This is a genomic window from Aliisedimentitalea sp. MJ-SS2 (assembly GCF_032586155.1).
Taxonomy (GTDB): domain Bacteria; phylum Pseudomonadota; class Alphaproteobacteria; order Rhodobacterales; family Rhodobacteraceae; genus JAWHTC01.
On sequence record NZ_JAWHTC010000001.1, the window covers coordinates 488,709 to 500,828 of the forward strand.

General features: G+C 61.9%; 9 protein-coding genes. 6 read left to right on the top strand and 3 right to left on the bottom strand.

What is annotated here, in order from left to right; all coding sequences use genetic code 11:
- Nucleotides 1–758: 758 nt before the first annotated feature.
- A complete protein-coding gene (locus RXV86_RS02345; protein WP_316298416.1) occupies nt 759–1,397 on the top strand; it encodes a sugar transferase in 639 nt (212 codons plus the stop codon).
- 14 nt (nt 1,398–1,411) lie between these two features.
- Here the strand turns inward: RXV86_RS02345 and RXV86_RS02350 are convergent, their stop codons facing one another.
- On the bottom strand, nt 1,412–2,587 hold the full coding sequence (locus RXV86_RS02350; RefSeq protein WP_316297185.1) for a glycosyltransferase family 4 protein: 1,176 nt from the start codon (nt 2,585–2,587) through the stop codon (nt 1,412–1,414).
- 176 nt (nt 2,588–2,763) lie between these two features.
- Here RXV86_RS02350 and RXV86_RS02355 point away from each other — a divergent pair, with 176 nt between their 5' ends.
- Together RXV86_RS02355 and RXV86_RS02360 are read left to right on the top strand one after the other, a co-directional pair.
- Entirely contained in the window at nt 2,764–4,155 is a 1,392-nt protein-coding gene (locus tag RXV86_RS02355; protein WP_316297186.1) for a hypothetical protein, read from the top strand.
- A complete protein-coding gene (locus RXV86_RS02360; protein WP_316297187.1) occupies nt 4,155–5,438 on the top strand; it encodes a glycosyltransferase family 4 protein in 1,284 nt (427 codons plus the stop codon). Before RXV86_RS02355 ends, RXV86_RS02360 begins: the two co-directional genes overlap by 1 nt.
- Nucleotides 5,439–5,474: 36 nt before the next feature.
- On the opposite strand, the gene RXV86_RS02365 is transcribed toward RXV86_RS02360, so the two are convergent.
- The gene (locus tag RXV86_RS02365) at nt 5,475–5,987 is read right to left on the bottom strand and encodes a serine acetyltransferase (RefSeq protein ID WP_316297188.1); all 513 of its coding nucleotides are present in this window, start codon (nt 5,985–5,987) and stop codon (nt 5,475–5,477) included.
- A gap of 131 nt (nt 5,988–6,118) precedes the next feature.
- Here RXV86_RS02365 and RXV86_RS02370 point away from each other — a divergent pair, with 131 nt between their 5' ends.
- Entirely contained in the window at nt 6,119–8,347 is a 2,229-nt protein-coding gene (locus tag RXV86_RS02370) for a calcium-binding protein (protein WP_316297189.1), read from the top strand.
- Nucleotides 8,348–8,427: 80 nt separating this feature from the next.
- Here the strand turns inward: RXV86_RS02370 and epsE are convergent, their stop codons facing one another.
- Complete coding sequence (gene epsE / locus RXV86_RS02375) at nt 8,428–9,684, bottom strand: exopolysaccharide biosynthesis GT4 family glycosyltransferase EpsE (RefSeq protein WP_316297190.1); 1,257 nt, start codon at nt 9,682–9,684, stop codon at nt 8,428–8,430.
- Between the two features lie 160 nt (nt 9,685–9,844).
- Here epsE and RXV86_RS02380 point away from each other — a divergent pair, with 160 nt between their 5' ends.
- Nucleotides 9,845–10,693, top strand: coding sequence for a glycosyltransferase family 2 protein (locus RXV86_RS02380; protein WP_316297191.1), 849 nt, complete (start codon nt 9,845–9,847; stop codon nt 10,691–10,693).
- A complete protein-coding gene (locus RXV86_RS02385; RefSeq protein ID WP_316297192.1) occupies nt 10,690–12,054 on the top strand; it encodes an oligosaccharide flippase family protein in 1,365 nt (454 codons plus the stop codon). Before RXV86_RS02380 ends, RXV86_RS02385 begins: the two co-directional genes overlap by 4 nt.
- Nucleotides 12,055–12,120 lie beyond the last annotated feature (66 nt).

Below are 12,120 nucleotides of genomic sequence, written 5' to 3' on the forward strand. Positions count from 1 at the left end.
GGTTCACGTTTTGCGTGTCGCGGTGAACACGCCGGGCGCGACCCTCCCATGGCGCAACGGGCGGCGGAGGCGGTAGAAAAATCCACATACGTGTGGAGGGAAACTTCGGCAAAAAGCCGCATTTTGGGACTGCGACGAAAAGTTTTTCCAATACATTTCAACGGGTTTTGCGAAATTAATCTTTGGGAATTGTTTCCTGTGCGGGAATGCCCCGGTGATTTTCCTTGCATTGTTTCGCCCGGGTTCACAATTAACGCTCAGGTACTCTGGTGAGGGCTATTCGGACGTACCGTTGGGACCGACCAGGTCCGCGTGTGTTCTCCCGCGTTTTGCCCCGAGATGCGGGATTGCTCTTGACTAGGGGGCCGTGCCGAAAACCGGTTCGGATTCGCCGGGCCTTTACGTGAAGGCCGCTCTCCTAAAAGTTGAAATTTATGGAGAAAATTTGACTTTTAGGCGCGTTGTGCCTTAATTTGAACATATCCAGACGCTGTAGAGCGACAGTTTTACCGACCACCTTTAGGGGCTGAAGGGGCGGGGCGCTACGGGGAACGGAACGTGCAATGTCCATGGACATTCGCGGGCGACAAGCCAACGCAGGCCCTGCTGCCTAGTGGGTTAAAATTGGTGTTAAGCCGTGCCGCGGACGTATCGCGGTACGCGGATGCTTGTCGGATCGTGTGTGTCTGCCACTTGGGGAAGTGATCGTGAACGAAAGGGTGAGTTCCAGACTGGACGTGAGCAGGCTGAAAGGCCTGATGGAGACGTCCGAGCCGAAACGCCGGGGCGCGATTGTCTATCGGCGCGGATTCAAGCGCATGCTTGATGTTCTGATCGTTTTGGCCGCGCTGCCGGCGACGCTGGCACTGCTTGTGCCGCTGATGGCGATCATCGCGCTGGATGGACGTTCGCCGGTCTACATTCAAAAACGGTTGGGTAAGGACGGTCGGGTGTTCCGGATGTTCAAACTGCGGTCGATGGTGGCAGGGGCCGATCAGATCCTTGAAGAGTATCTCGAGCGCAACCCGGAGGCCCGCAAGGAATGGGACCGGACGCAGAAGCTGAAATCCGATCCGCGGATCACCGGATTCGGGACGTTCATTCGCAAGACCTCGCTCGATGAATTGCCGCAGCTTATCAACGTGTTGTTCGGTAGCATGTCGCTGGTCGGGCCGCGCCCGATGATGGTGCAGCAAAAAGAGCTTTACCCCGGCGCCGCCTATTTCGAAATGCGCCCGGGTATTACCGGCTTCTGGCAGGTCAGTGAGCGCAATGAAACCAGCTTTGCCGAGCGGGCCCATTTCGACACAGCCTACTTCCGGCGCATGTCGCTGGTGACGGATGTGAAGGTGTTGGCGCAGACGGTGAAAGTGGTGTTTCGCGCCACCGGCCATTGATAAGAGGATAGGGGTTAAATGTTTGGTATTGCTTTTGTTTTGCTGAGCTTGTGCTCGATCAACGCAATTGTCCTTTGTGCCCAGGCTTGCCAGTTGAGCGTGGAATCAAATGCGGCGCGGGAAGAGGACCGCAGGCGCGCGTAGGCCGCCGGGTCGTCGAGATAACGGATCACCGTTTCGGCAAAATCCGCAGGCCCCGATCCGGAGGGCAACGGATGGCCAGAGACGCCATCCTGAACCGGAACCCCGCCAACATCCAGACAAAGCGATGGCAGGCCATGGGCCGCAGCCTCGCAAAAGGCAAAACCATAGCTTTCGAAACTCGGTTGGATCAGGAAATGTGCGCCTGCCAGCGCGGCATTGAGTTCAGCCACCTGATCCGAGTCGGATTTATCGAGCATTCCTAATGGTGCGACATGCTCGTTCCTGTGAAACTCGGGCGGGGTGGCGCCAATCACGGTGAGCCGTGCGTCGAAGCCGCGCGCGCGCAGGTCTTTCATCGTGTCAAAGGCCAGTGGCCCGCCCTTGGCAAACCAGTCGCGGCCGATCACCAGCAGGTTCAGCGGGTCATTGCGGGAAATGGGCGGCGCAGCAGGTGGCGGACCGGGATCGTCGATATTGGCGCCCCAGGGCAGGACGTAGGCCGCGCCCTCGGGGAGATCATAAAGCGCCTCGGCCTCGCGTTTGAGCCAGGGCGAGGGGCAGAGCATCAAGTCGAGCGCGGAAAAGATGCGCCGTTCGGCCCTGAGCGTCAGCGGGTCGAACAGATGGCGCGAGATCCAGGACGAGCCGAAGCTCTGACCGATTTCCGAGCGTTTATAGACCGTCGGCGTGGCGTCCGAGGTGAAGACCGACACCATGCCGGGCGGCGGGGCGATGCGCGACAGCGACTGAAAGGAATAGGCGCAGAAAACCGCGTCATAGCCGCCTTGCGCCAATTCCCGGTTGATCGGCGCGGAGATGACCCGGGCCAGCGCAAGGTGCATTCGCCAACGCAGGCGCAGCTGGGCCGCATCCGACATGGCATAGATCGCGCGGCGCACCGGTTCGGCCAGACCCCAGCTATGCGGCAGGATCGTCACATCGGCATATTCCGACAAGGCGTTGAAAATGCGGGCATTGCCGCCCGAGTAGGGTAGGGCATGTTCCGGCGAGATGTCGCACAGGTAGGCAATTTTCAGACGCGCCATTCGCAGGGCCCCGTCACAGTTACGTTGTTGATTTCCTAGCCGCGCCAGTGGTCGGAAATGCGCTTGATTGTTGGCCTTTCCATGACAATTGCAATGCAAAGCATGAGACAGCGGCTTTGACGGCTGCTAAACTGCGTCAAACGATCAGGAATAAGACCGGGACAAAGAGCAGTCGCATGGGAGCGCCGAACACACTTGCCTTTCTGGTCCTGGCGGTCTGGCCGCTGGTGTCATTTGCGCTGTTCCGCAAGCTTGATACGGGCCGCGCGATCATCTGGTCGTTGCTTCTGGGCTATCTGTTCCTGCCGCCGCCGCCTGCGGTGTTCGATTTCCCGCTGATGCCGCCTCTGTCGAAACAGACCATGCCACCGGTGATTGCATTTCTGATCGTGTTCTTCATGCGCGGCCGCGAGATGACCCTGTTTCCGCGCTCGAACGTGGCCAAATTGTTGATGCTGGTCTTCGTGATCAGCCCGCTGGCAACGGTACTGACCAATGGCGAGCCGGTTTTCTGGGGCCGTGTGGGGCTTCCGGCGCTCAGGATAATCGAGGCGATTTCGTTGATGGTGCAGCAGGGGATGCTGCTTTTGCCCTTCATCTTGGCGCGCAATTTCCTGAGTGCCCCCGATGATCAGCGCGATTTGCTTTTTGCGCTGGTGGCGGCGGGGCTGGTCTATTCTCTTCCGATGCTGATCGAGGTGCGGCTGAGCCCGCAGCTCAACATCTGGATTTACGGCTATTTCCAACACAGTTTCGATCAGATGGTGCGGTTTGGCGGCTTCCGGCCCATCGTGTTCCTGTATCACGGGCTGTGGGTGGCGTTTTTTGCCCTGACGGTTGTGGCCGCGGCGGCGGCGCTGTGGCGTGGCAGCGAGGGGGGGATGAAGTCGTTCGCCTTCGGCGCCACGGGATACATGTGGGTGGTTCTGGTGCTGTGCAAATCGGTGGCCTCGATCGGCTATTCGCTGGTGCTGGTGCCGCTTGTCGCCTTTGCCGGGCGGACGCTGCAATTCCGGCTGGCCGCAACGCTGGCGCTTTTGGCGTTGGCCTATCCGGCGATGCGGGGGGCGGACCTGGTGCCGACGACATGGCTGGTGGAACAGGCGTCGGCCATCGACACGGACCGCGCGGCGTCGCTGGAGTTTCGCTTTGACAATGAACAGGTTCTGCTGGACCGGGCGCGGGAAAAGCCGGTCTTTGGCTGGGGCAGCTGGGGGCGCAACCATATCCTCGATCCGGTGTCGGGCGAGATCCTGACCGTGACCGACGGGCGCTGGGTGATCACCATCGGGGTTTACGGCTGGGTTGGGTTCCTGGCCGAGTTCGGGCTTCTGGCCTGGCCGCTGCTGCTCTTGGCGGTGCGCAGTCACGGGGTCGAACGCGGCGAGATTTCGCCGTGGCTGGGGCCGTTGGCACTGATCCTGGGGTTCAACCTGTTCGATCTGTTGCCCAATGCGACGATCACTACACTGACCTTCCTGATCTCGGGGATGATGCTGGGCTATATCGAAGGCAAGATGCCGGACCGGGCGCGGAGGCGTGACAGCAAGCTCAGGAGCATGATGTGATGGGGCGGCCCCGCGTTCTGGTGATTGCCGAGGCCGCCAACCCGGAATGGGTGTCGGTGCCCTTGGTCGGCTGGTCGCTGGCCACGGCGCTGCGCGCGGTGGCCGATGTGCATATCGTTACCCATATCCGTAATCGCGAGGCGTTCTTGCGCGCTGGTGAGGTCGAGGGCGAGACATTCACCGCAATCGACAGCGAGGCTGTGGCGCGGCCGTTGTGGAAGCTGGGCGAGAGGCTGCGGATGGGGCAGGGTAAGGGCTGGACCATACTGCAGGCGATTGCGGCGCTGAGCTATCCCTATTTCGAGCGGCTGGTCTGGCGGCAGTTCGGCGATGCGCTAAGGGCGGGGGAATATGACCTCGTGCATCGGGTGACACCGCTGTCGCCGACGGTGACCTCGCCCTTGGCCAGGCGCTGTGCGCGGGTGGGCGTGCCGTTCGTGATCGGGCCGCTGAATGGCGGTGTGCCCTGGCCCAGGGGGTTCGATGCCGAGCGGCGCCGGGAACGCGAGTACCTGTCTTATTTGCGCGGTGCCTACAAGCTGTTGCCGGGACGTGGAGTAACCCTGCGCCATGCCAGTGCCATCGTTGTGGGGTCGCGCCACACCGAGAACGAGATCCCGGCGCGGTATCGCGATAAATGCGTGTATATCCCGGAAAATGCAATTGACCCCAAGCGGTTCTCGCGGCTGGCGGCGCCCGATCCGGGTGTGCTCAGGGCCTGTTTTCTGGGCCGGATGGTGCCTTACAAAGGGCCGGACATGCTGCTTGAGGCGGCGCTGCCTTTGCTTCAGGCAGGGGCCATGCAGATCGACATGGTGGGGGATGGCCCGATGCTGGAGGGGCTGAAAGCCTTTGCCGCCGAGCATGGGATCGAGGCGGCGGTGAGGTTCCATGGCTGGCTGGCACATGAGGCGGTGCAGGACGTGCTGGCCGGCAGTCACATTCTGAGTTTCCCGTCGGTGCGTGAATTCGGTGGTGGTGTTGTTCTCGAGGCGATGGCGCTGGGGGTGGTGCCCCTGATCGTCGACTATGCCGGACCTGGGGAACTGGTGGATGGCGAGGTCGGGGTGAAGGTGCCGATCGGTTCGAGAGACGCGGTCGTTTCGGGGTTCCGCCGGGCGCTTGAACAATTATCCGGCGACCCTGCCGCGCTGGCCCCGATTGCGGCGCGGGCCCGCGTACGGGTGGAGGAGGGCTTTACCTGGGCGCGCAAGGCCGAGCAGATCGGCACGGTCTATGATTGGGTGTTGGACCGGGGCCCGCGACCGGCACCTTTCGGCTGATACGCGCCGCCGCCAGGTGGCGCATAACTGGTAAATTCAGAGCTCTGTCTGAGAAATCACCCGCGCCGGAATGCCGGCGACGGTGGTGCCCGCTGGCACGTCATTTGTCACGACGGCATTGGCCCCAATCCGGGCGTGATCGCCCACGGTAAGCGGGCCGATCAGCTTGGCCCCTGCGCCAATATCGACATGCCCCCCCAAAACCACAGGCCCGGCCAGCGTGACTTGCTGAAAGATCAGGCAGTTCACTCCGATTTGCGCCTCGGGATGGACGATGATGCCCGTTGGATGGGTCAACAGCAGCCCGCCGCCGATCTGGCAGTTGAGGTGCAGCTCGGTTTGCGTCATCAGCGACCAGAACCAATGCGACATCACCCAGTATCTGGCGGCCAGCCCGCCGAGACCCCCGCCGCGTGCCCGTGCTGCCTGATAGCGGCGGATCGAGCGCAACAGTTTGCGCCCCGGGTCCCAGAACCTTTGTACCGTCTCGCGGCTCCAATCCGGGGTCGTGGCCGAGATATTGTCGTCCGGGTTTGGGCGCGCGGTCATGCGTGGGGCTCCGAAAACACTGATATTCCGGGCGGATAACGCGGATTTTCCCGCAATGCCCGGGCGCAGCCTTGCAAGAATTCACCAAAGGCGCAACAGTCTTGCCACCGGTGAAAAGGAAACGCGCTGCAATGGGAAAACGGCTCAGCACCCTTCTGGCGGTCTGGTTGATCGGGGTTTTGGCCGGCAAATACGCGGTTGCCGATATGCGTGCCCCCCGCTTTGTTGAAAATGCGCCGACGCCTCATGTGCGAGCAGGCGGTGAGATGATGGTTTCCCGTTGGATCGCCGGGAGGACCAAGACCGCCCCGGTGGGGACGGTAACGAAAATCGCGGCCAGCTCACCGGAACCTGCGCCGGATAAGCCCGAAACCACCGCGCCTTCGAGCGGAGCCGGCCTCGCGGTCGGTCTGGCTGATCCATCTCTGGCAATGGGCCTGAACGGGATAGCCGACTGGTCGACGCAACAACCCTTCATCGACATCATGAAAACGGCGCGGCCCTGGCTGGGCCACGAGGCGGCAAATTGGGGGGCATGGAACGCCGAACGGCTGCAGGCGGGCGGATTTCTGGACGAACACGGCTGGGTGCGCGCGCTGCCGCCCGGGGTTGACCGGGTCGAGAGCTTTCTTCTGACCGACCAGGACAAGCGGGCCACCGCGATGCAGGGCCGCTACCGGGTGCGCTGGCAGGGCGAAGGCAAGCTGCGCATCGGCGGCCGGGCGCGCAACAGGCGCTATGGTGAAAACGAGGCCTGGTTCGACTATTCCCCCAACGATGGCGAGGTGGTGCTCACCCTCAGCAAGGTAGCCGGCGACGGCAACCATATTCGCGACATCGAGATCATACGCGAAGACCATATCGTGCTGCATGATCTGGGGGTTGTGTTCAACCCGGGATGGATCGAGCGGATTGCCGATTTGCGGATGGTGCGTTTCATGGACTGGATGCTGACCAACGGCTCGCCGGTGACCAGCTGGAACGAGCGCCCGGAAATCAGGGATTTCAGCTATGTCTGGCGTGGGGTGCCGGCCGAGGTGATGATCGATCTTGCCAACCTGATCGGGGCGGACCCCTGGTTTTGCATGCCGCATGCCGCCGACGATGCCTATGTCACCCGTTTTGCCGAGATGGTGCGCGACCGGCTGGACCCGCGCTTGAAGGCGCATGTGGAATATTCCAACGAGGTGTGGAATTTCATTTTCCCCCAGTCACATTGGGCGGCCGAGAAGGCCCGGGCGCGCTGGGGTGACGCCGCGGACGGTGATGGTTGGATGCAATATGCCGGCCTGCGCGGGGCTGAGGTGATGCAGCTCTGGAGCGAGGTTTTCGGTGATTTCGCCGCGGCGCGGCTGGTGCGGGTTGCCGCGGTTCAGACCGGCTGGATGGGATTGGAAGAACCCTTCCTGGAGGCGCCCCTGTGGCAGAAGGAAAAGGGCGGCGAAGCCCCGGTTCGGTATTTCGACGCCTACGCGGTTTCGGGTTATTTCGGTTTTGAGACTGAAAACGATGAATCGGGGCGCTTACCCGAGTTGCGCCAGTGGATGGACATGAGCCGTGAGGCGGCGGAAACCGAGGCCCGGGCCAGCGGGCTGCAACGTCGGGCGCTTGAGGCCGCGGTGGAACCGGTGCAATTCGACCAGGCCGTCCCGCTGGCCGCTCGGGCGCTGAAAGAGGGCGCGCTAGAGGAGTTGAGCGATGTGTTTTGGCCCTATCACGCGCGGGTGGCGCGGCGGCACGGGTTGCAACTGATAATGTATGAAGGTGGCAGTCACATTGTGGCCCACGGCTCAGCGGTAGAGGACGAAGACCTGTCCGCATTCTTCGCGGTGCTGAGCTATTCCCGGGAAGTGGGAGAGTTATACACGGTATTGCTGGAGCGCTGGGCGGCACTGGAGGCCGGTCCGTTCAACGCCTTTGTCGACGTGGCACGCAGCTCGCGGCATGGCAGTTGGGGCGCGTTGCGCCATTTGCAGGATGACAACCCGCGCTGGGCGGCCCTGATGGCGCGCAATGCGGTGCCGCTTCGGGGGGCGGCCACGCGCGATGCGGGAACCTTTCTGCATGGGGTATTGCGTCAGGGCGGCGGTACGGTGGAAGGCACGGTGGAAGAGGATATCCTTGTGGGCGGGCCCGGCGACGATCTGTTGATCAGCCACGGTGGTGCCGATTACATGGATGGCGGCGAAGGGCGTGACATTGCCCGGCTTGTGGGCAGTCGCGATGATTACAGCTTTGCAATGGAGGGCGGACGCTTGCTGGCTGCCGGCCCCGGGGGCGATGTCCGGATGCGGGGGGTCGAGTTGCTGGAATTCGCTGCGAATCCTGGACGGCAATACCGGCTGGATTTGCCCGAGTAGTCGCTTGCGGACGGGGCAGAACGAGTATTTGAACCAAGAAAGAGAGACGGTGCGCCTGGGGTCTCTTGCTTTTCAAAGCTTTACGCCGAGCCTTGGCGGGGCGCGTCCTTTTGCGCGTCAAGTATCCCAGCAATCAGGGTCTGCGCCCCGCGCGTAGAGGAGAACCCGGCCTCGATCCGGGTCCGCCCGGCCTTGGACAGCGCCAGACAGCGGGTGGGATCATTGGCCAAGGCGGCGATGGCATCGGCCAGCAGGTCCGGGCGTTTGGGCGGTACCAGAAGCCCGTCGCGGCCCGAGGTGATCAGCTCTGGCACGCCGCCCGCATCAGTGCCGATGGTGGGCAGACCCATCGACATGGCCTCCATATAGGCCACGCCGAGCGGCTCGTGCCAGCTGGCCAGGACAAAGATATGCGCCGTCTGCAATTTCCCTCGCACCGCGTCACCGTCGATGGCGCCGAGAAGCGTGGCGTGGTCCTGAAGATTGAGGCGGCGCAGTTCTGATTGCAGTTCGGCATGAAATCCCGATCCGCCGGCGTCGTCTTCACCGGCGATTTCGAGACGCGCGTCGATGCCACGGTCGCGAAGGTCGCGGACCGCCTGAAGCAGGTCCTGGTGCCCCTTGACCACGTTGAGCCGCCCGCAGGAGAAAACCCGCAGCGGACCATCAGGGGAGGGCGGTTCATAGGAGGTATCGCGTTGCAGGACCTCGGTATCGACACCCATCGGTTGCAGGTAGAGCCGGGGCGGCAGGTCGTCACCAAGCTCGGCCTCAAGCTCGCGGGTGAGTTTGCGGGTGATGACGGTGCCAAAGGCGGCATTGCGCCATTTGAAGCCCTGGCCGGGGCCATAATCCGACAAAGGTCCGTGCAGGGTCAGCGAATAGTCGAGACCCCAAGTCCGTTTCGCCAGTGCCGTGATCAGCGCGGCCCGGCCGCAGGAATGGGCATGGACATGGGTGATGCCCTGCGCGTGGCAGGCCAGCGCAAGGCGGCGGGCGGCGGGCAGCGAGATCAGCACATCGCGGGCGAAAGCACTGCCCTCGCGTTTCAGGTCACTCCAGAGGGCGCGCAGTGGCAGGCGCGGCAGGGCCAGGGTGGCATTCCCCGGGGACATGTCGCCGAGGTAGGTTGTGCGCGAAATCGCCTCGTCCGACCAGTCATGGGAAATTAATCCGGGTGGTGGTGGTCTGGTGCTAAATAACGTCACACTGACGCCCAATTTCTGTAGTTCAAGAACCTCGCGCCAAAAGAAAATATGGGTCTGCCCCGGGAATTGCGGTATCAGAATGCCGAGCGAATGGGGCGATCGAACAGGGAAGGAAACTGGTTCGGGCACAGGTTCGGACAAGATGCGCGCTTTCGTAGGGAAAGAGAGATTGCGAGCTGAGAGTGGTGACAGAGCAAACTGACGTGGTGCAAACCTGCACCGAGTTGTGGGCCAAGGGCAAGAGCCCGTACGAGCCGGCCCGCACAGAAAGGCAGACAATATGCCGGGGATGAGTGTGGTTATCCCCGCCGCGAACGAGGGTGCGTATATCGGGCGTTGCCTTGACGCGATGTTGGCATCGGACCCGAAGCCGGGCGCCGGATCTGGCTCGATTGCCTTGCCGATGCCGGTCGAGGTGATCGTTGTCGCCAATGGCTGCAGCGATGACACGGCGGCGATCGCCCGGGCACGTGCACCGCATTTCCGTGCCATGGGCTGGGATTTCAAGGTGTTGGAGTTGGGCGCCGTGGGCAAACCCGGGGCGCTGAACGCGGGCGACAGGGCCGCGAAGTTCGGTGCGCGGGTTTACCTGGATGCCGATGTGGTGGTGTCAAAGCCGCTGCTGGACATGGTGGGCCGCGCCCTGCAGACGCGCAGACCGGTGCTGGTGAGCGGGCAGGTGCGGATAGCCACGCCTCAGAAAGCCATTAGCAAGCTTTATGCAAAAACCTATGAACGTGTTCCATTCATGACCTATGGCGTGCCTGCTTGCGGGCTGTTCGCGGTGAACGAACTGGGCCGGCAACGCTGGCGGGATTGGCCCGAGATCATCTCGGACGACACCTTTGCGCGGCTGAACTTCGCCGCGGATGAGAGAATCGGCGTCGGAGCCTGTTACCTGTGGCCAATTGTCGAAGGCTGGGACCGTCTCGTCCGGGTACGCGCACGGCAGAACGCCGGCGTGCGTGAGGTGATGAAGAAGTTCCCCGATCTGAAAAAAAATGACGACAAGCCGCGATTGGGTTTGATTGGGGTGTTGGGCCTGGCATTGCGCAACCCGCCCAGTTTCGCGGTCTATGCCGGGGTGGCACTGGCCACCAAGTTCCGGCGCGGGGACGGGTGGACCCGTGGGCGATGAGCCTGGTTGCCCGCATCACCAAGGGGGAGTCACTTGTGGCCCGCGCGATCAGAAGCGCGGGTTTGACCGTTTTCGGCTTTGGCACAAGTCAGGTGTTGCGGCTGGCGTCGAACCTGATCCTGACGCGAATCCTGTTCCCCGAGGCCTTCGGGATGATGGCGCTGATCACCGTTTTCCTGATGGGGCTGAACATGTTTTCGGACGTGGGTGTGACGCCCGCGATCATGCAGAGCAAGCGTGGCGACGAGGAAGATTTTCTCAACACCGCTTGGACGATCCAGGTGATCCGCGGCTTCAGTCTGTTTGTTGTGGCCTGTTCCATCGCATGGCCGGTGAGCGTGTTTTATGGCGTGCCTGACCTGGCGCTGATGTTGCCGGTGAGTGCACTGACGCTGATCCTAACGGGGTTTAACCCGACAAGGTTGGATAGCGCGCAACGGCATTTGAAGGTTGGGCGGCTGACCATACTCGACATCGTCAACCAGGTGTTCGGCATTGTGGCGGCGGTTGTTTTGGCCCTGATGTGGCAATCGGTCTGGGCGCTGGTGATCTCTGGCGTGATTGGAGCAGCGGTCCAACTAATTGTTTATAATGTGTTTTTGCCGGGGAAGACGAACCGGTTCCGCTGGGAGAAACCCGCCGCGCAGGAGCTGATCAATTTCGGCAAATGGATATTCCTGAGCACGGTGGCGGGGTTTCTGCTGTCCCAGGCTGACAAGCTGATCATCGGGAAATACCTGCCGCTTGATCAGTTCGGGGTCTACAATATCGGGTTCTTTTTGGCCTCCTTCCCGCTGTTGATGGGGGGCGTTTTGGTTCGTCGCGTCCTGATCCCGATTTACCGGGAATGGCCGCCAAACGAGGCACCAGAGAATTTCGCCAAGCTGCGCAAGATGCGTTTTGCGGTGTCTGGCGCGTTGCTGGTGCTGTTGGCCATTCTGGCGCTTGGGGGCGTGTGGATTGTCGAGCTTCTATATGATCCACGCTATGTGATGGCCGGGGCGGTGACGGTGGTGATTGCCTGTATGCAGATCCCGCAGATCATTGCGCTGACCTATGATCAGGCGGCGCTGGCTGCGGGGGATTCAAAACGGTTCTTCGTGCTGGCAGCGTCCAAGGCCGCGATGATGGTGATTTGCCTGATCGTCGGGCTTGAAATGGCCGGTCTGATCGGCGCGCTGGTGGGGCAGGGCGTGGCGATGCTGCTGGTCTACCCGGTGGTGATCTGGCTCAGCCGCAGCACCGGGGCGTGGGATGGGCTGCACGATCTGAGCCTTGCATTGCTGGGCCTGGGCCTGATCGCACTTGCCTTATTTGTTAACGCTGAGGCCATTTCAGAGCTGGCTGTGACCGCAATTTAACGAAAATTGTCTCCAAACTGGAAACAATGGGGAAGAATCCTGCAACATTCACGCTGAATTTTCGCC

Excerpts from the sequence above, each read along its gene's own strand:
- RXV86_RS02345 (WP_316298416.1), top strand. The coding sequence starts at position 759 with ATGGAGACGTCCGAGCCGAAACGCCGGGGCGCGATTGTCTATCGGCGC.
- RXV86_RS02365 (WP_316297188.1), bottom strand. The coding sequence starts at position 5,987 with ATGACCGCGCGCCCAAACCCGGACGACAATATCTCGGCCACGACCCCG.
- RXV86_RS02380 (WP_316297191.1), top strand. The coding sequence starts at position 9,845 with ATGAGTGTGGTTATCCCCGCCGCGAACGAGGGTGCGTATATCGGGCGT.
- RXV86_RS02355 (WP_316297186.1), top strand. The coding sequence starts at position 2,764 with ATGGGAGCGCCGAACACACTTGCCTTTCTGGTCCTGGCGGTCTGGCCG.
- RXV86_RS02350 (WP_316297185.1), bottom strand. The coding sequence starts at position 2,587 with ATGGCGCGTCTGAAAATTGCCTACCTGTGCGACATCTCGCCGGAACAT.
- RXV86_RS02385 (WP_316297192.1), top strand. The coding sequence starts at position 10,690 with ATGAGCCTGGTTGCCCGCATCACCAAGGGGGAGTCACTTGTGGCCCGC.
- RXV86_RS02360 (WP_316297187.1), top strand. The coding sequence starts at position 4,155 with ATGGGGCGGCCCCGCGTTCTGGTGATTGCCGAGGCCGCCAACCCGGAA.
- RXV86_RS02370 (WP_316297189.1), top strand. The coding sequence starts at position 6,119 with ATGGGAAAACGGCTCAGCACCCTTCTGGCGGTCTGGTTGATCGGGGTT.